An 18197-nucleotide genomic window follows, 5' to 3' on the forward strand; every position below is an offset into this window, starting at 1 on the left:
AGCCGATCACTTCGTTGATTTGACTGCGGCCGTTTCGGGTACGACCTCCCAACCGAAGACGCTGCGGCCGCCGAGCAGATGCGATTGCTCGAACTCCCCGGCGACGATTTCCTTCAGGCTTGGGCCGGTGACATAGCGCTCGACCTGCCTCGACTGGTCGTCCAGCCGCCGCAACGCGCCGATCTCTTCGTCACGGCCGAGCCTGGCCTTCTGGACAGCCGACTTCAGCACGCCGATCGTCTCGTCATAGACCTTCAGCGGCACGGGGAACGGGTGCCTGTCCTTACCGCCATGCGCCAGCGAGAAACGGCCTGGATCGGAAAAACGGCACGGCGCGCCATGCACGACTTCGGCGACCAGCGCCAGCGCCCGCACCGTGCGCGCGCCGACATTGGGCACCAGGAGAAGCCCGGCGAAATCTGTCGGGCCGCGCTCGGCCGCCGCCGCGATGTTGCCGTGCAGGCGGCGCATGACGACGTCGCTTTCGCGCACATCGTGGTGCGCCGGCATCACCAGATGCGGCAGCAGCTTTTGTGCCGGCTCCGGCGCTGGCGCCGAACCCCGCTCCAAAGCGGCAAGCTCCCTCACGATGCGATCCGGTCCAAGGTCGTGCAGAAGGTCCAGTTGTCCCTGGCGCGACGCTTCAGCGCGCCGGTCGGTCAGGTTGACGATCTCGCCCTGGTTGGCGCCCTCGATGGCAGCATGCGGCTGGTCGACAAAGCTCTTCAGGCCTTCGGACAGCCAGTGATAGCGGCGCGCCACCTTGCTGTCGCCGTTCATGCCCTGCTGCACCACCACCCACTTGCCGTCGTCGGTGACGATAAAGCCGTGCAGATAGAGATCGAAACCGTCCTGGACCGCGGCGCTGTCCACCTTGGCGACAAGCCGGCTGGCAGTCGCGAGGCCTTGCCCGTCGAGGCCGACACGCTCGCCGATCAGGGCAAGCTCGTGCGGGGTCTTGCGCGAATGCGCGCCGCGGCCGCCGCAAACGTGGATGCCGAGTTCGCCGGAAATCGGCGACAGACCGCGCTTCAACGCTCCGACGACGCTGGTGGTGATGCCGGAAGAGTGCCAGTCCATCCCCATTACGGCGCCAAAGGACTGGAACCAGAACGGATGCGCCAGCCGGCGCAGCAACTCATCGCGGCCGTAATGGTGGATGATCGCCTCGCACATGACCGCGCCAAGCCGCGTCATGCGGTCGCCGAGCCATTTCGGCACGCGTCCGCCGTGAAGTGGAAGATCAGCACTTCCCGATCGCTGTGCCACGCTCTTTTGCTTGCTCCTTGAGTCCTGCCTCCACAGATAGGTATCGAAAGCGCCGCGAAGAAGCGATGGCCTGATTCCAGGCCGCGATCGTTGCGAGCCGCTAGAGCAATTCCAGGAAAAGTGTGAAACGGTTTTCCGTCCGGGATTGCGCAGAAACAAAGAGATAGAGCGTTTCGGCGTTTCCGTGAAACGATGAACCGCTCTAGCGGGCAGGCTCGCTGAGGAGATCAAACTTTTGAATCTCGCAATGCTCGCCCACCGATGCCAGCAGATCCATTGGCGGTGCGCCAGTGTCGGGCCGCCTCCAACTGATCTCGAACGAGAACACAGGGTCCTTGAGATCTGGGCGCCTCTCTATTGCGACGAGGCGTGCCTGGTAGCCAAGCGGCCCGATGAGCGCATCGATCTCCTGTCGAGCCGCGGCCTTCCACGTCAGTGCCAACTGGGCATGGTGTTCGCGCGACATTCGAAGGTCCACCCATTTCAGGACCAGCAAGGTGGCCAGCGTCAGCGCCGTGCCGGCAGCGCCCAAGCCGTATTGGCCACCACCGAAAGCCAATCCGATCGCCGTCATCACCCACAATGTGGCCGCCGTGGTGACGCCGCTGACAAGATTGCCGCGGCGAAGAATGGCGCCACCGCCGATAAAGCCGACGCCGGTCAACACGCCCAGCGGAAAGCGCAAGACGTCCATCGATGCAAACGAATCCGGGTGCTTGCCAACGGTCTCGAGCAGAATACTGGCCTGGATCATTGTGATGGCGGCGGCCAATCCGACCAGCACGGTGGTGCGTAGCCCCGCCGCGTGCCCGCGCGCCTCGCGGTTGAGGCCTATCAACAGGCCGGCGAGCGCGGTCAGAAGCAGTCGTGCCGCGATGTCCTGCCAGACCGGAACAACGAGGAGCATCGCGGTCACCCGTCAGGCCAAGCGCTGCTGGCCAGGAATAGCGCCAGGGTCAAAGCGAACAAGGGCAAGAGCGTCTTCATCGCAAATTCTTTTCGTCGATAAGCAACAAACGATGCGCTTGGATTTTGGTTGCGCCGCCGACGATTCGCCCCGGCGATGGCCGCGGCGGAACAAAACCTTCGGCCTGCGGGTTGGTGGGTTCACGCCAACGAAGGATTTGCAGTCATGGTCCGCTTGCTGCTTGCCGGAGCCGTCGCTTATCTGGCCTATCGCATCACCAAGGAGATCGGTGGGTCCGACGAGGTCGATCCGCGGTCGCCTTCACCCGACCAAACCGGCCGCAAGGTGCCGAGGCGGGAAAGCGGGGCGCAGGGGAATGGCCGACGGCGGTAGCGAATGCCTCAGCGGCGGCGCGGACCAGCCATGACCGCATTTCCGTTGCCGCTCGACCTTCGTCCGATGGAAGCCAAAGCCGCCGACGCAATTCCTGGCGGCGACGGGCTTTGGCAGTACGAACCGAAATGGGACGGGTTTCGCTGCCTCGTGTTCAAGGGCGACGATGCCGTCGATCTGCGTGCAAAATCGGGCAAGCCGCTTGGCCGCTATTTTCCCGAACTGGTCGCGGTGCTGCGCGATTTGAGGTCGCGACAGTTTGTGGTCGACGGCGAGATCATCATCGAGGTCGACGGATCGACTTCATTCGAGGCCCTGCAAATGCGCCTCCATCCCGCCGAAAGCAGGATCCGCAAATTGAGCCTCGAGACGCCCGCCATGCTTGTCCTGTTCGATGTGCTGGCCGAACCCGGCGGCAAGGTCATCATCGAACAACCGCTCAGCGCCAGGAGACGGGCGATCGAGGCCTTTGTCGCGTCGGCGGCACGGCCCGAACTGCGCCTGTCCAAATGCACGCACGATGCCGCTGCCGCCGAGCGCTGGCTGCAGGGCTCCGGCCATGGCTCGACCGACGGTGTCGTTGCAAAACTGATCGCCGGGCCATACCGGCCCGGCGAGCGCGCCATGGTCAAGGTCAAGCGGCTGCGCACTGCGGATTGTGTGGTCGGCGGCTTTCGCTATCTCGCCGGCAGCAACGAAGTCGGATCCCTGCTGCTCGGCCTCTACAACAACGAAGGCAGGCTGGACCATGTCGGGTTCACCTCGACCATCGGCAAGGACGACCGCGCGACGCTGACCAGGCGGCTGGAAAAACTGCGGGCCAAACCGGGTTTCACCGGCAAGGCGCCGGGCGGGCCAAGCCGCTGGAGCACGGAGCGCAGCGGACAATGGGAGCCGATAAAGCCTGAACTGGTGGTCGAGGTTCGTTTCGACCATGTGACAGGCGACCGGTTCCGGCACGGAACCAAGCTGTTGCGCTGGCGGCCGGACAAAGAGCCCCGGCAATGCACGTTCGATCAGATCGAGTAAGCCCGCAGCGATGCACCGCTTCAAGGCTCTAGCTGCCCGCTCTACCGTTCATGACAGACCAATGCAGAATTCACCGGTTCACCGCGGCCAACCGAGCCTTGGCAACCATTTCCGAGGCTCGGTTGCGGTTTTGAAATCAAGCGGCTTCTTGCATTGCGCGTTCGTTGACACCGCTTTCGCCGAGCTTGGAAAGCGCTTCGTCGGTCGCGACCTCTTCCTTGAGAGTTGCCCTGAGCAGCTCGACAACGTCGCTCTTGCCGAGTTCTTCCGCCCACGCGATCAAAGTGCCGTAGCGAGCGATCTCGTAATGTTCGACGGCCTGCGCCGCGCCGACAAGCCCGGCGTCGAGCGCGGGAGCACCGTTATACTCCTCGAGCACTTCCGAGCCCTCTTCGATGATGCCGTCAATCGCCGGGCAGGTCTTGCCACGGGCCGGCTTGCCGAACTTCTCGAACACCTCCTCCAGGCGGTCGACATGTCCTTCGGTTTCCATGCGGTGTTTCTCGAAGGCGGCGGTCACTTCTTCCGACTCCGCGCCCTTGGCCATTTTAGGCAGCGCTCTCAGTATCTTCTTCTCGGCGTAGTAGAGGTCTTTGAGCCCGTCGAGGAACAGATCCTCAAGGCCCTTGCTTGCCGCCTTCGCGGCCTTTTTCGTGGTCGCCATGATCCTCTCCCGAATGGTTGGTGCCGCCTCGCAAAGTAGAGGCGTCCCATAACCCTCCGACGGGAAACAAGTTCCCTGACGGTCCGGGAGCCTTGAAAATTTTTCCGACCCGCCGTGTAGTGTCGCAAGGGGCCTCGACCTGCGGCAGCAATCGGCCAGGAAAGCGCCGTCAGCGCTCGCCGATATGCTCGACCAGGCGGGTATATTCGGCCTCGGCCAGGCCGTAGCCGCCATCCGCCAGTGCGACGAGACCATCGCGATCGCGAATGATAATTTCGCCGCGGCGGGACCGGATGAGCCCTCGCCCCTCGAGCAGCTGCAGCGCGACCGTGACACCCGGACGCCTTACGCCAAGCATGATCGACAGGAATTCGTGAGTGATCGTCAGCCGGCCGCCGTCCACCCGATCGTCACACATGAGCAGCCAGCGCGCCAGCCGGTCTTCAAGTTTCGATCGCGCGTTGACCAGCGCCGTATAGCCGGTCTGGACATGCAGATATTGCACGTAGCGCAGCAAGAACAGCCGCAGCGTCGGGCTTTGCGTCAGCGCCGCCTTGAACGGCTCGGCGTCGATCCTGGCGGCTTCTCCCGCCAGCTGCACATAGCAATCATGGACCGTACGGTCGTCGCCCATTATCAGGGCCGAGCCGGTCATACCTTCCAAGCCGACAAGGCCAACTTCCGCATCGCTGCCGTTCGGCATTTTCGCAACCACCGAACCGATGCCGTCCTCGAGGAAATAAATGGCCTCGATCGGGGATCCGGACACTTCGAGCGATTGCCGTAACTCCAGTGAACAGCGCTCGATGTGCGGCTCGAGAGATGCGAAATCGCCGGCGCTCATCCGGCGCAACAGCTTGTTTCTGTATCGATTTCTATTGGAAATTGCTGGATCAGACATAGCTAGCCCCAAAACAGGGCAAGAGCTTTTTTATCTCCCAGCCGTCCGCGCCCGGTATAACCTGCGGACGATAACGCTCATATAGGCACTGAAAGGTATGGAGCCTACTAAATAAAAAAATGAATCGATGCACGACAGTTTCTCCTGCCGCTTGCCTACGAAAACATCCGACTGAAAGTTAGAGTTGGAAACGTACCAAAGACGGCTTGGTACGAAAACGACAATTGAGGTCACCGGACGCGAAAGAGCCCGTCGCGAGGGATGCAACGGGCTCCATTCGGGCGTCGTGGGCTACGCCCAATGATCCAAATGAGGGGTGGGTTGGATCGCAGCAACAATGCAGGTGCAAGGCAGTCGTTCCCAAACTGTCTGTTTGGTAATTTCCGTACATTGAGTTTGGACGAGAGCGGCGCTAATTGAATTGGAGTCGTCCACACAGACATGGCGAGTGGACGCTTGAAAGACGCTTCGCGCTTTCGCCCTTTTTCAAGGGAGGATGGCATGTCGATGCAAGGTGCAGCAACTCCAGCCGAACTGAGCGTGCTGAAAAAAGCGCTCGACGACTGCTGCCGCGAGTTGGGTGTTGCGGACGACAGTCCTGTCCGCGAGCGGTTGGCCGCCCGTATCATGTCGCTGTTCAACGAAGGCGTGCTCAGCGCCGATCTGAAAGAAGCGCTGGCCGCCGATCGCCAACACTAAGCTGCTGCTATGGTGGTGTCCTCGGTGCCGAAAGGTTCGGCACCGGGTCGCCCTTTTTAGCCAGGGATCCTGGTTGGCCAAGGATCATGGAAATCTTGTCTCCAAAACGCCCGGCGCTTGTTACCAAGCGGCAGGCGTTTTTGTCGCGAGCGTGACACTAAGGCGCGTCGCGTTCGACTGGCCTCATGCGATGCGCGCTTTAGGTTCCTGTTTTATGCATGTCGCTATCACAAAACCGCTGCACACTTTTGCGCGACGTGCATCAAATGCGCCCAAGCAGGACCAGGATAATGACGATAAGCAGCACCAGGCCGAGGCCGCCACCACCGTAATAGCCGGTGCCATAGAACGGTCCGCCGCCCAAGCCGCTGAAGCCGCCAAGCAAGGCAAGGACCAAGATTATGATGAGAATGGTTCCAAGGCCCATGATGTCTGCTCTCCTTGTTTGCGCTGCCGCCATTCGCATCAGCGCGTCGCATTGTACAAAGGTATGAACTCGCAAGAAGCATTCCTGTTCCGGCGGAACGGTAAGGCGTACGCTCATGCGGCGAGCAAAATGCCGGGCTGTGCCGTTAGAAAAGTCCACAGATGCGTGCCCGCGGAGAATGGCATGGCGGCCACCTTGAACACCTGAGAACATGCTGAATTCATAGGAAATTTGTCGGAACCTTCGCTCGCCCGAACGGTTGTTTTCGTAGTCGCAACGCGACGACCCTCGTAAAAAGGAGAAGCATCATGCTCACGAAAATTCTCGCAGCTTCGGCGCTTACGATCGGTCTGGCTACGTCAGCGATGGCGCAGAACGTCGGCGACCCTTCCGGAGCCGCTGCCGACGGTAGCGGGCGGACGATCGTAGTCCCGGATAATGGCGGCCCTGACACCGGCACGGATTCGACCATCACCAATAGCATTCGCGATTTCTCAACGACGAATTCGAATGCCGACCGGAATTGCCCGCCGGGCCCGCAAGGGGCTCTGCCCGATGCGACCGGCAAGGCTCCGGGCACGATGGCGCCGACGGTGAACGACAACCACTGCGGCAAGTAAGCGCCCGGTCATCACAGCCTGACGAGGCCGCGGAGCTTAAGCTCCGCGGCCGGCTGGTTTTGCCGTAAAATCAGCCTAGCGGCCGCGGTGGTCGAAGCTGACCGCGATATCCCGACCGTCCAGCGCCCGAACGATGAAGCCAACCAGCTCCTCGTCGGTTTGCCGGAACCAGGGAAAGCGTTTGCGCAAATCGGCTATGACGACGGTGGTCGAGAGAATGTCGCCGGAATGATAGTCGGCCATGATGGTATGAACGGCAGCGTCGGTGTCAATACCGATTCCTAGCGGCGACTTGATCTGCCCCACGGAAGCCTCCACCCATCTCTCCCAGCCAACGATAGCAAGACTGCCGCAAAGCGAAAGAGCTTGTACGATTCCGTACGATCTCGTGGCTTGCGTTGCACTTTGCAGGACGCAGCCGGCGTCTTTTGTTTTGCGTTTCCAAACCATTGTCTGGCGTGGTGGGGGTGGGCCCCCCCACGACCAGGCAACCTCGCCGCAGCTTGCGCGTTGAGCCATCGGAGGGATGACATCAGCCTCGGAGAACCCCCATGAAAACCCTTCTATCCATCACTGCGGCAGCGATGATGGCTGGCGCACCTTTGGCTGCTTTTGCCCAATCGGCGACGCTGACGCCTCTAACGACCGACACCATGAGCAAGGTTGACACCGCGACGTTCGTCAAGACCGTGCCCATCGCCAATACATTCGAAATCGAATCGAGCCGACTTGCGCAGACGCAGGCGACTGCCGACGACGTGAAGGCATTCGCGGCGCAAATGGTCACGGACCACACCAAGGCCGGCGAGGACTTCAAGGCGGCGCTCAGCAAGGGTCAGACGACTTCGGCCACCGCGCCAGCCGGCCCGTCGCTGGACACCAAGCACCAGGCGCTGCTCGACCAACTCAAGGAGGCCAGCGGGGACAGCTTCCAATCGAAATATATCGACATGCAGACCCAGGCGCATAAGGAAGCGGTGGCGCTGTTTTCCGCTTACGCGAATTCCGGCGACGATCCGGCGATGAAGGAGTTTGCCAAGAAGACGCTGCCGGTGCTGCAAATGCACGAACGTCATGTCAAGAACCTCGCTGCCGCGCATCAATGAGAGCGAAGAGTGCCTTTTGCAAACGAAAGGCCGCCCCACACACGGCCTGTGTGACGCGGCTGTCGTCCGGCCACACGGCCGGGAACAAAGCACCGAGAGTGCCGTTATTTATCCGGCTTGTTCGGGGAGGATCCAATGGAAGGCGGCATTCGCGCGGCCTCAAGGATAGTAGCGCCGGCTTTCGGCGCCGTCCTGGTCGCCGCTGTCACAGGCTGAAATCGCTTTCCGAACGGGACAGGCTGCCTTCATGCGCTACGGCGAGATATTTGCAAATGTTACGGCACTCATGTTGCTGGCCTTGATGATTGGCGGCGTCTTCGTCCTGTTTGGAGAGCCGCTGTGGCCGCGGCACTACGCGAGAATGGCGCTGGTTACGGATATCGATGCCATGACCACCGCGTCAGTCCGAACAAGCTGCGTGCCCAGTCCCTGCCTGCCCGACACCATCGATCACACAGTGCTCACTCCTCGCCCCGAGGACGGACCTTGATTTGCGATTTGCAGACGCTGGAGCCGGGTACGGAAAAGCCCGCCGCCCGAGCTGCGCGGCGGGCTTTTTTGGTGCATCAACCCACGGTAGACCGTCTGGCCACGACTAGGTCAGGATAATCACGATCTCGTAGGTATTCGGGTCGACGATGACGATCCGGCCGTCGGCGAGCACGAAATACTCATAGCCTTCGTAAGCCGGAATGATCTTGACGATGCGCGCCGGCAGGCGATGCAGCCGGACCTTCTTTCGCGGAACCTCGACACCGACAGAGATGTCGAAATCGACGCTGGAAACCGGTTGGACGTTCGTCTCCTTGATGACCTGCGTGATCTCCGTCTTCTGTTCAACGGTCACATTGTTGATGGAAGCGGTCGAACTCTGGTCTTGCGTCTGCGTCGAGGCATTGCCCTGAGTCTGCTCGGTGGTCGTGGTCCCAGTCTTGCCCTGAGCCTGCTCCTCGGTCTTCATTTTCGTGCTGCCTTGGCCCTGCTCGGTGGTGGTGGTTCCGGCCTTGCCTTGGGCCTGTTCGTCGGTCTTCATCTTGGTGCTGCCCTGGGCCTGCTGGTCAGTCGTGGCGCCAGCCTTGCCCTGAGCCTGCTCGTTGGTCTTCAGTTTCGGTTTGCCCTGGGCTTGCTGGTCAGTCGTTGCGCCGGCCTTGCCTTTGGCTTGCTCATCGGTCTTCAGCTTCTTGTTGCCTTGCGCCTGTTGATCAGTTGCAGCGCCGGCCTTGCCCTGAGCCTGCTCGCCCATTTTGGCGCCGTTCTGGCAATTGGCAGTGCCGGCTGCACAATTGGCGCCGGACTGGTCGTCGGTCGACTGCTGCGTCTGGGCAAGTGCAGCCCCGCAGCTGACGCTGATTGCTAGCATGCTGGTGATCAGAACGCCTTTCATGAGAGATCTCCTTGGAAAACGCGTCCCTTCACCGCGTAAAACTGCGGCTAAAAAACTTTGTTCCAAACTAATGGAGCGAAACGGCAAGCGATCCGAGTGGCGGAACAAGCTCCACCTGATGACGTTACCGGCCTATAGCGACCCCGCTGCGAACAGCATGACGCGGCGCAGCGCAGAGGTGGCTCACCATGAAAGGAGACGATCATGAGAATGCATCTTTCGGCAGCCGCGGCTGGGTTCTTGCTGCTTGCGGGTATTGGCGCCGCTGCCGCTCAGGACGTGGTCATCGAACCGCAGCAGGAGACGATCGTACGCGAGTATGTGAAAAAGCAGCCTCTGGCGTCCGTCCAGCTTCCCGGCGTGGAGCTCAATGTCGGCTCGACACTGCCCGATACCGTCGAGCTTCATGAGGTTCCCGACGTCAAATACCGCTATGTCGTCGTCGACAATCGGACCGTCCTGGTCGATCCTGGCACGCGCAGGATTGTAAAGGTCATCGAGTGAGCAAGCGCGTCGCTTTGAAGGGACATGCGGCGCGTCCAGCATTGTCGACATCCCACACCGCTGCCCGTGTTGGGCATTCGGACGCAGAAAGGCCCGCCGCTTCGAAGCACGGCGGGCCTCATAGCGGAGACGACGTCCGGACAATTTCTGAACCAGCATTGGCTTAGAACGCATGATCCCAGCACGCCCTGTGCTCGCCAGGCCCGAAACTTTAAGAGAATATTCCTGGCTTCGCATTTCGCGGGAAATACGGTGCTTTGATCCGACGGTCAGCATTCCCGATGATGCCGGCAAGGCTTGGCACTCCGCCTGGCCGCAACGACTTCAGAACCGACGGGATAGATCATGTCTGGGAATACCAACACTTTGCTCTCATTTCTCTCCGCAAGTATAAACCGGCGCGCCGGTCTGGCTGTACTTTTCGCGTCGGCGGTTGCGATTGTCGGCCTTGCTGCGCCGTCGTTCGCCGAAGACAAGACGGCGGTCAAGGTCGGCATCATGAGCGGCGAGGACGAGGATGTGTGGCGCGTCGTCACCGCCCAGGCGGCGGAGAGGGGGCTGACGATCGAGACCGTGGTGTTCAACGACTACACCCAGCCGAATGAAGCACTCGAGCGTGGCGAAATCGACGCCAACGCCTTCCAGCACAAGCCCTATCTCGACAACCAGATCAAGACGCAGGGCTATCACATCGTCCCGGTCGGCTATACCGGGGTCTGGCCGATCGGCCTCTATTCCAAGAAGTACACGAAGATTGCCGACCTGCCCGAAGACGCCGTCATTGGCGTGCCGAACGACCCGTCCAATGAGGGCCGCGCACTGCGCGTTCTGCAGAGCGAAGGTCTGATCAAGCTCAGGGAAGGCACCGGCATTCTGGCTACGACGACCGACATTGCCGAAAACCCGAAGAAATTAGTCGTCAAGGAGCTTGACGCCGGGATTGTCGGGCGCTCGGTGGAAGACCTCGACGGGGCCGTGGTCAACACGGATTGGGCGCTTAAAAGCGGCCTCACACCGGAGAACCGCATCGCCCAGGAGGCGGTGGCCGACAATCCCTACCGCAACTTCATCGCGGTCAAGGCCGGCAATGAAAACCAGCCCTGGGTAAAGACATTGGTCGCCTCCTACCAGAACGAAAAGGTGAAGGCCGAATTCGACCGAGTCTACAAGGGAACCGGCATCAGCGCCTATTGATACCGAGCTCGACTTGGCGCTGAAGCCCGGCATGATAAAGCGGTCCGCGCTCCAACGCGGACCGCGATCGCGTTTTGCGGGCACGAATACAGGAACTTTCATGAACCAGCATTTCGCCTCGGTCACCGAAGTCATGCATCCCGTCGGCGGCCGCTCCGCGGGACCGAACGATGTCGTGCGCCTCATCGAGCTGAAGCGCAGCTTCGGCGCGACAGCGGCGCTGGACGGCGTATCGCTCAGCGTGCGCCAGGGCGAGATCCTCGGCATCATCGGCCGGAGCGGCGCCGGCAAGTCGACGCTGATACGCTGCCTGAACGGCCTGGAGCGGCCGGATACAGGACAGGTCTTCATCGAAGGCCGCGACATCAGCCGGCTCGGCGAGCGCGAATTGCAACCGCTGCGCCGGCGTATCGGCATGATCTTCCAGCATTTCAACCTGCTGTCTGCCAAGACGGTCGAAGACAATGTAGCGCTGCCGCTCAAGATCGAAGGCCGGCCAAGGGCCGAACGCCTGGCGCGCGCTGCCGAGCTGCTCGAGCTCGTCGGCCTGTCGGAGAAGGCGAAAGCCTATCCGGCGTCGCTGTCGGGCGGGCAGAAGCAGCGCGTCGGCATTGCCCGGGCGCTTGCGGCGCGCCCGGCGCTGCTGCTGTCCGACGAAGCGACCTCGGCATTGGACCCGGAGACGACGCGCTCCATCCTCGCCTTGCTCAGAGATATCAACCGGCAGCTCGACCTGACCATCCTGCTCATCACCCATGAGATGGAGGTGATCCGTTCGATCGCCGATCGTGTCGCGGTGATCGACGCTGGGCGGATCGTCGAGCAAGGGCCGGTGTGGTCGGTGTTTGCCGATCCGAAGTCGGCGATCACACAAAGCCTGCTCGGCGGCATCCGGCCGCAATTGCCGGCGGAGATCGCAAGCCGGCTAACGCAGAACGCCGGCGTGGAGGCGATCCTCAGGATCGACGTGGCGGGTGAGGCCGCCCGAAGCCCGCTTTTGTCCGATCTTGCCTCGGCAGTTCCCGGCTCGTTCCGCCTCGTGCATGGCGGCATCGATCACGTCCAGCAGCAGCCTGTCGGTACACTGTTCGTGGCGGTCGCCGGCAGCAATGAAGCTCACCTGGCAGAGGTGATCGCGTTCTTGAAAGCCCGCCAAGCGCGGGTGGAGGTGCTTGGCCATGTCGCCGGTTCTGTTTGAGCTTCTCGCCCGTTCGATCTGGGAAACGATCCTGATGACGGCCGCCTCCGGCCTCATCTCGCTGGTTTTCGGGCTGCCGCTCGGCCTGGCGCTGGTCGCCACCGACCGCGGCGGTATCGCCGAAAACCTGTGGATGAACCGCGCGCTCGGAGCGGTCATCAACGGCTTCCGCTCGGTGCCTTTCATCATCCTGCTGGTTGCGCTGATCCCGGTGACGCGGCTGATCGTCGGCACCTCAATCGGCACCTGGGCAGCGATTGTGCCGCTGTCGATCGCGGCGACGCCCTACTATGCCCGGATCGCCGAAGTGTCACTGCGCGAGGTCGACCACGGGCTGATCGAGGCAGCACGCGCCATGGGCGGCAACCGCTGGACGATCATTCGAGAGGTGCTGGTGCCGGAAGCGTTGCCCGGCATCGTCGCCGGCTTCACGGTGACGCTGGTGACGCTTATCGGCGCCTCGGCCATGGCTGGCGCCATCGGCGCCGGCGGGCTCGGCGACCTCGCCATCCGCTACGGCTACCAGCGCTTCGAGACGTCCGTCATGATCGCCGTGGTCATCGTCCTGATCGTCCTGGTCTGCGGCATCCAGTGGGCCGGCGACCGGCTGGTCGCGAGGCTGGACCACAGGGCATAGCGGTGCGCAGCGGTCTGGGCGATATGCCAGCACCCGGTAAAACCCTCACTGCCGGTCCGGCTTCTCCACCGCGCTCAGCGCCGCCAAGCCTTGTAGCGGCGGCTCTCCGGCCTGCAGATATCGTTGGATCAGTTGCTCATCCTCTGCGCCTTTATAGGCTAACGGAATACCTCTGATTTGAGCGGGCATGTCCCAATCGAGCGGCCGATCCTCCGGCGCGAACCACTTGCATCGCCGAACCTCCACCCAATGCCGGCGAATTGACAAACAATTGCCGAGGCCGTCGTCTTCGTAGCCGAACTCCACTCCACAGCACGAACATATGATGGAGCTGGGTTCTTTGCCGTTCTCGCCCCATGGCAGATCGGGAGATTGATCGAGGCCGCAGACACGGCATTTGAATTTGTCTTGTGGATTCATTTGATCCCGAACAGGTCCCTGGCTTGCTCGGCGGTATAGTACTCTAGCCTGACGTCCCGAGCGACCAATTCCGGATCCCGCTGCAACGGATCGCCGTAGCCGCCGCCGCCCGGCGTGCTAACGCGCACGCGGTCGCCTGCCTTCAGCGCGATGTCCTGTTCCTTGGAGAGGTGCGGCGGCACATGTTCCTTGCCGTCGCGGAACACGGTGACCGTGTTGACCGCGCCGTCCTTGCCGCCGAGCGCGCCTTGCGGGCCGAAGCGGCCGTGATCCATGACGAAAGAGGCGCGGGCGTCGCCGCGCAGGATCTCGACCTCATAGGCGAGGCCAAAACCGCCGCGATGCTTGCCGGCGCCGCCCGAGCCTTCGCGCAGGGCGTAGTGGCGGTAGAGCACCGGGAAGGCCTGCTCCATGATTTCGACCGGTGGCGACTTGGAAATGCCGATGGTCGAGCAGCCATTGGTCAGGCCGTCGTGACCGGCATTGCCGCCATAGCCGCCGCCGGAGATCTGGTACATGACATAATCGCGGCCGCGGGCCGGATCGTTGCCGCCGAGCGCGAAATTGCCGCTGGAGCCGGCGGGGGCCGCCGTCACCTTGTCCGGCAGCGCCTGCACCATCGCCGCGAACACCGCTTCGGCAATGCGCTGCGAAACCTCAGCCGCGCAGCCCGATACCGGCCGCGGATATTTGGCGTCGAGGAAGGTGCCTTCCGGCCGCTTGACGATCAGCGGCTCGAAGGCGCCAGCGCTGATCGGCACGTCGGGGAAAATGTGCCGCATGGCGAGATAGACCGAGGACAAGGTCGTCGCCAGCACGCTGTTCATCGGCCCAGCGCAGGGCTTTGACGAACCGGAGAAGTCGAAGCTGAGCGTGTCGCCCTGTTTTTCGACCGCCAGCGCGATAGTCAGCGGCTCGTTGACCACGCCGTCGGAATCAACAAAAGCCTGCGACCGGTAAATGCCGTCGGGAATGGCTGATATGTTCGCGCGCATCTGTTCGGCGGCGCGGCGGCGCAGTTCGGCGATCGCACCGACGACCGTTTCATCTCCGTAACGATCCAGGATTCCGTTCAGTCGGTCTTGACCGATCAGCAGTGCCGCCGCCTGCGCCCGGATGTCGCCGATGCGCTGGTCGGCAACCCTGATGTTCGAGCAGATGATGGCGTAGATCTCAGGGTCGAGCACGCCCTTCTTGAATAATTTCACCGGCGGCAGTCGCAAGCCTTCCTGCTCGACCGCTGTTGCCGAGGCGGAAAAGCCGCCCGGCACCGAACCACCGATGTCGGGCCAGTGGCCGGTGTTCGACAGCCAGCAGAATATCTTGCCGTCCCGATAGACCGGCATGGCGAAGCGCACATCCATCAAATGGGTGCCGCCGAGATAGGGATCGTTGACGATGTAGATATCGCCTGGCTCGGGCGGCAGGCAGCGACCGTCGGCGATCATCTCGATCACCGTTTTGGTCGAATACTGCATGACGCCGACGAACACCGGCAGGCCCTGGCTGCCTTGCGCGATCAGCGAACCATCGAGCGCCGAATAGATGCCATCCGAACGGTCATTGGCCTCGGCGATGACAGGCGAGAAGGCGGCGCGCGAAAATGTCAGGTCCATTTCGTCGCAGACTTGCTGTAGCGCCGCCTGGATGACCGAAAGGGTGATGGCGTCGAGTTTTTCCATCTCAGGCCTCGCCGATATCGATGATGATGTTGCCGTCGGCATCCGATCGCGCCCGGTCACCGGGCTCCAGCACAGTCGTCGCGTCCATCTGTTCGAGGATCGCCGGACCTTCGATTGTTGCGTCGAGCGGCAACTTCTCTCTGCTGTAGACCGGCGTGTCGCACCAGCGCCCGCCATACCAGACAGGCCGGATCTCGCGCCGCGCCTCTTCGAGCGTTTTGGCGCGCCCAGCCGGGTCGATCAGCCGGGACAGATCGATTGCCGGCCGCACGCCGGTGACCGAGGTGTTGAGGTTGACCAGATTGGCGCGGATTTCCGGCAACTGGACCTTGAAGCGGGCGAAATAGGCCTTCTCGAACAGTTGCTGCAGTCCCTCGCGTGTCACCGCAGATGACGGCAGCGGCACGTTGATGATATGCGTCTGGCCGACGAACTGCATGTCGGCGGAATGCGTGACGCGGATCATTTCCGGCTTCACCGCCTCCTTGCCGATCAGCTCCTTGCCTTCGTTTCGGTGCCGTTCCAATGTCTCGTGGAGTTGGATTTCATCGAGACGGGCCACCGGCTGGTTGACCGTATTAACGAAATCATGGCGCAGATCGGCGACGACGCAGCCGAGCGCATTGGTGATGCCCGGCCGCGCCGGCACCAGCACCTTGGGCAGGCCGAGCTCGCGCGCCAGTGCCGTCGCATGCAGCGGCCCGGCGCCGCCGAAGGCGAACAGCGCGAAATCGCGCGGGTCGTGGCCGCGCGACACCGACACCATGCGGATGGCGCCGGCCATCTTCACGTTGCCGAGCCGCAGCACCGCACCCGCCGCCTCGACGCCGGACAAGCCTGTGGCGCGGCCGATCCTGTCCTCGAATATGCCGGTGACCCGTTCGACGGTGACCGGGTTTTCCACCGCGAGCAGCTTCTTCGGCGCCAGCCTGCCGAGCACCAGATTAGCGTCGGTAATGGTCGGCTCCAAGCCGCCGCGTCCGTAGCAGATCGGGCCGGGATTGGCGCCGGCGCTTTCCGGGCCGATCTGGATCAGACCGGCCGCATCGACGCGGGCGATCGAGCCGCCGCCGGCGCCGACCGTATGCACCGCCACCATCGGCACGTGGATCGGCATCGCATACTCGATCTCGATCTCGTTCGACACCGCCGGCTCGGCGTTGCGGATCAGCGCCACGTCGGTCGAGGTGCCGCCCATGTCATAGGTGACCAGGTTTTCGAAGCCGGCGCGTTTTCCCGTATAGGCGGCAGCAATGACGCCGGAAGCGGGGCCGGACATGACGGTCTTGGCCGACTCACGTGTGACAAAGCGGGCCGAGATCATGCCGCCATTGCCGTTCATGATCAGGAAGTCGCGGGCGTAGCCTTTTGACGCCAGCTCCTTGCGCAGCCGCTCGACATAGCGTTCGAGGATCGGTTGCACCGAGGCGTTGACCGAAGCGGTGACGCCGCGCTCGAATTCGCGCGCTTCCGAAAGCAGCGCATGGCCTGTCGTGATGTAGCCGTTCGGCCAAAGCTCGGCCGCGATCTCGGCGGCACGCCGCTCATGCCTCGGGTTGGCGTAGGAATGCAGGAAATGGATGACGAGGGATTCGCAGCCGGCCGCGATCAGTTGTGAAATCGCTGCCCGCATCTCGGCCTCGTCGAGCGGTATGCGCACCGCGCCCGAGGCCTCGACCCGCTCCGACACTTCGAGCCGCAGATTGCGCGGAATGATCGGCACGAACGTGCCTGTCATGCCATAGGCTTGCGGCCGTGTCCGCCGGCCAAGCTCGATGACGTCACGAAAGCCGCGCGTGGTGATCATGCCGGTTTTGGCCAGCCGGCGCTCCAGCACCGCGTTGGTGGTGGTCGTCGTGCCGTGCACGATGAGGTCGATGCCGTCGACGGGAAAGCCGGTGGCACCAAGAGCTGCAACGACGCCGAAAGCCTGGTTGTCGACCGTCGTCGGGGTCTTGGCGATATGCACCCGGCCGCCGTCACGGCCGTCGATCAGAAGCAGGTCGGTAAAGGTGCCGCCGACATCGATACCGGCGACGACGCTGCCCGTCGAATCCAGAGCTTGCGCCGAAAAATTCTGTTCCATTGTCGAAACCCGAAATGCCCGAACTGCTTACATGCCTCAGTTTGGAAAGCTGTTTTACGGCGGCGTCTTGACGCAAATATCGTTTGTATACTAATAAATTCCGGACACAAGAGCTTACCGCTTCGGAGTGTGCAAACGGCACGCTGGAACCTGACCGGTTCGGGCGCGCAGGTGAAGATTTGGCGCGGGCGCTGAGCTGGCCCGGAAGGTTAGGTTTGATGAACACCATATCCGCGTTCAACACTGCCGGCGCCCGGCCGTTGCAGTTCCCGATACCGGCCAATGTCTATGCCGAAACCGTCGTCTCGGTGAAGCATTATACCGACCGGCTGTTTTCGTTCCGCATCACCCGGCCGCAATCGCTGCGCTTCCGTTCCGGCGAGTTCGTCATGATCGGCCTGCCCAATGCCGAGAAGCCGGTGTTCCGCGCCTATTCGATCGCCAGCCCTGCCTGGGACTACGAACTCGAATTCTTCTCGATCAAAGTGCCGGACGGCCCGCTTACCTCGGAGCTGCAGAAAATCGAGATCGGCGATACCGTCATCATACGGCAGAAGTCGACCGGCACGCTGGTGGTCGACGCGCTGACGCCGGCCAAGCGCCTGTTCATGATCTCGACCGGCACCGGCATTGCTCCATTCGCCAGCCTGCTGCGCGATCCCGATACCTATGAGAAGTTCGAGCAGGTTATCCTGACCCATACCTGCCGCGACAATGCCGAGCTCACCTACGGCCAGGAACTGGTGGCCGCACTGGAGAACGATCCGCTGATCGGCGAACTGACCGGCGGCCGCGTCACGCTGTATAATTCGACGACGCGCGAGACCTCCGAGCGCATGGGCCGCATCACCGCGCTGATCGGCTCGGGCAAATTCTACACCGATCTCGGCATCGACAGGCTCAATCCCGAAACCGACCGCATCATGATCTGCGGCTCGATGCATATGCTGAAGGACGTCAAGGAACTGGCCGAAAGCCACGGCTTCCAGGAAGGCTCGCTGCATCATCCGGCAAGCTTCGTCGTCGAGCGCGCCTTCGTCGGCTGAGACGCGCAGTTCAGCGTCCACTGGTTCGAGA

At 62.2% G+C, this 18197-nt stretch carries 21 protein-coding genes; 11 read left to right on the forward strand and 10 right to left on the reverse strand.

Annotated elements, in window-relative coordinates:
* Positions 1 to 6: 6 nt before the first annotated feature.
* Positions 7 to 1269 (reverse strand): DUF763 domain-containing protein, encoded by a 1263-nt coding sequence (locus NKI52_RS06130; protein WP_352697339.1) that lies wholly within the window; start codon positions 1267 to 1269, stop codon positions 7 to 9.
* 202 nt (positions 1270 to 1471) lie between these two features.
* The gene (locus NKI52_RS06135) at positions 1472 to 2176 is read right to left on the reverse strand and encodes an MgtC/SapB family protein (RefSeq protein ID WP_352577685.1); all 705 of its coding nucleotides are present in this window, start codon (positions 2174 to 2176) and stop codon (positions 1472 to 1474) included.
* Positions 2177 to 2401: 225 nt separating this feature from the next.
* Between NKI52_RS06135 and NKI52_RS06140 the strand changes: the two genes are divergently transcribed.
* On the forward strand, positions 2402 to 2569 hold the full coding sequence (locus NKI52_RS06140) for a hypothetical protein (RefSeq protein ID WP_023677102.1): 168 nt from the start codon (positions 2402 to 2404) through the stop codon (positions 2567 to 2569).
* A 30-nt stretch (positions 2570 to 2599) separates the two neighbouring features.
* Positions 2600 to 3598, forward strand: coding sequence for an ATP-dependent DNA ligase (locus NKI52_RS06145; RefSeq protein ID WP_352697341.1), 999 nt, complete (start codon positions 2600 to 2602; stop codon positions 3596 to 3598).
* A gap of 136 nt (positions 3599 to 3734) precedes the next feature.
* On the opposite strand, the gene NKI52_RS06150 is transcribed toward NKI52_RS06145, so the two are convergent.
* Together NKI52_RS06150 and NKI52_RS06155 are read right to left on the reverse strand one after the other, a co-directional pair.
* Entirely contained in the window at positions 3735 to 4262 is a 528-nt protein-coding gene (locus NKI52_RS06150) for a YciE/YciF ferroxidase family protein (protein ID WP_352571875.1), read from the reverse strand.
* Positions 4263 to 4431: 169 nt separating this feature from the next.
* Positions 4432 to 5106: a Crp/Fnr family transcriptional regulator gene (locus NKI52_RS06155; RefSeq protein WP_502894902.1), complete on the reverse strand. Its 675-nt coding sequence runs from the start codon at positions 5104 to 5106 to the stop codon at positions 4432 to 4434.
* Between the two features lie 558 nt (positions 5107 to 5664).
* Between NKI52_RS06155 and NKI52_RS06160 the strand changes: the two genes are divergently transcribed.
* The gene (locus NKI52_RS06160; protein WP_292655400.1) at positions 5665 to 5862 is read left to right on the forward strand and encodes a hypothetical protein; all 198 of its coding nucleotides are present in this window, start codon (positions 5665 to 5667) and stop codon (positions 5860 to 5862) included.
* 262 nt (positions 5863 to 6124) lie between these two features.
* Here the strand turns inward: NKI52_RS06160 and NKI52_RS06165 are convergent, their stop codons facing one another.
* Complete coding sequence (locus tag NKI52_RS06165; protein WP_023677107.1) at positions 6125 to 6289, reverse strand: DUF3309 family protein; 165 nt, start codon at positions 6287 to 6289, stop codon at positions 6125 to 6127.
* A gap of 308 nt (positions 6290 to 6597) precedes the next feature.
* On the opposite strand from NKI52_RS06165, the gene NKI52_RS06170 reads away from it, so the two are divergent.
* Positions 6598 to 6909: a hypothetical protein gene (locus NKI52_RS06170; protein ID WP_023677109.1), complete on the forward strand. Its 312-nt coding sequence runs from the start codon at positions 6598 to 6600 to the stop codon at positions 6907 to 6909.
* A 75-nt stretch (positions 6910 to 6984) separates the two neighbouring features.
* Here the strand turns inward: NKI52_RS06170 and NKI52_RS06175 are convergent, their stop codons facing one another.
* On the reverse strand, positions 6985 to 7215 hold the full coding sequence (locus NKI52_RS06175) for a hypothetical protein (protein WP_156937349.1): 231 nt from the start codon (positions 7213 to 7215) through the stop codon (positions 6985 to 6987).
* Between the two features lie 245 nt (positions 7216 to 7460).
* On the opposite strand from NKI52_RS06175, the gene NKI52_RS06180 reads away from it, so the two are divergent.
* The gene (locus tag NKI52_RS06180) at positions 7461 to 8015 is read left to right on the forward strand and encodes a DUF4142 domain-containing protein (protein WP_023677111.1); all 555 of its coding nucleotides are present in this window, start codon (positions 7461 to 7463) and stop codon (positions 8013 to 8015) included.
* Positions 8016 to 8262: 247 nt separating this feature from the next.
* On the forward strand, positions 8263 to 8505 hold the full coding sequence (locus tag NKI52_RS06185; RefSeq protein ID WP_352571521.1) for a polymerase: 243 nt from the start codon (positions 8263 to 8265) through the stop codon (positions 8503 to 8505).
* Between the two features lie 105 nt (positions 8506 to 8610).
* Here the strand turns inward: NKI52_RS06185 and NKI52_RS06190 are convergent, their stop codons facing one another.
* Entirely contained in the window at positions 8611 to 9507 is an 897-nt protein-coding gene (locus tag NKI52_RS06190; RefSeq protein ID WP_352571522.1) for a DUF1236 domain-containing protein, read from the reverse strand.
* Positions 9508 to 9603: 96 nt separating this feature from the next.
* Here NKI52_RS06190 and NKI52_RS06195 point away from each other — a divergent pair, with 96 nt between their 5' ends.
* From NKI52_RS06195 to NKI52_RS06210, 4 genes are all read left to right on the forward strand, one after another.
* Positions 9604 to 9903 (forward strand): DUF1236 domain-containing protein, encoded by a 300-nt coding sequence (locus NKI52_RS06195; protein ID WP_023677114.1) that lies wholly within the window; start codon positions 9604 to 9606, stop codon positions 9901 to 9903.
* Positions 9904 to 10248: 345 nt separating this feature from the next.
* The gene (locus NKI52_RS06200) at positions 10249 to 11097 is read left to right on the forward strand and encodes a MetQ/NlpA family lipoprotein (RefSeq protein ID WP_352571523.1); all 849 of its coding nucleotides are present in this window, start codon (positions 10249 to 10251) and stop codon (positions 11095 to 11097) included.
* 133 nt (positions 11098 to 11230) lie between these two features.
* Positions 11231 to 12295 carry a methionine ABC transporter ATP-binding protein gene (locus NKI52_RS06205; protein ID WP_352697435.1) on the forward strand — a complete coding sequence of 355 codons (1065 nt, stop codon included), beginning with the start codon at positions 11231 to 11233 and terminating at the stop codon, positions 12293 to 12295.
* Complete coding sequence (locus tag NKI52_RS06210) at positions 12276 to 12932, forward strand: methionine ABC transporter permease (RefSeq protein ID WP_023677117.1); 657 nt, start codon at positions 12276 to 12278, stop codon at positions 12930 to 12932. Before NKI52_RS06205 ends, NKI52_RS06210 begins: the two co-directional genes overlap by 20 nt.
* 45 nt (positions 12933 to 12977) lie before the next feature.
* On the opposite strand, the gene NKI52_RS06215 is transcribed toward NKI52_RS06210, so the two are convergent.
* From NKI52_RS06215 to NKI52_RS06225, 3 genes are read right to left on the reverse strand one after another with little or no spacing between them, the layout of a single operon-like run.
* Positions 12978 to 13352: a hypothetical protein gene (locus tag NKI52_RS06215; protein WP_023677118.1), complete on the reverse strand. Its 375-nt coding sequence runs from the start codon at positions 13350 to 13352 to the stop codon at positions 12978 to 12980.
* On the reverse strand, positions 13349 to 15034 hold the full coding sequence (locus tag NKI52_RS06220) for a hydantoinase B/oxoprolinase family protein (protein WP_352571524.1): 1686 nt from the start codon (positions 15032 to 15034) through the stop codon (positions 13349 to 13351). The genes NKI52_RS06215 and NKI52_RS06220 overlap by 4 nt, the downstream gene beginning before the upstream one ends.
* Position 15035: 1 nt before the next feature.
* The gene (locus NKI52_RS06225) at positions 15036 to 17120 is read right to left on the reverse strand and encodes a hydantoinase/oxoprolinase family protein (RefSeq protein WP_352697344.1); all 2085 of its coding nucleotides are present in this window, start codon (positions 17118 to 17120) and stop codon (positions 15036 to 15038) included.
* A 218-nt stretch (positions 17121 to 17338) separates the two neighbouring features.
* Between NKI52_RS06225 and NKI52_RS06230 the strand changes: the two genes are divergently transcribed.
* Complete coding sequence (locus tag NKI52_RS06230; protein ID WP_352571526.1) at positions 17339 to 18166, forward strand: ferredoxin--NADP reductase; 828 nt, start codon at positions 17339 to 17341, stop codon at positions 18164 to 18166.
* Positions 18167 to 18197 lie beyond the last annotated feature (31 nt).

This window comes from Mesorhizobium sp. M0590, from assembly GCF_040320905.1.
Taxonomy (GTDB): Bacteria; Pseudomonadota; Alphaproteobacteria; order Rhizobiales; family Rhizobiaceae; genus Mesorhizobium.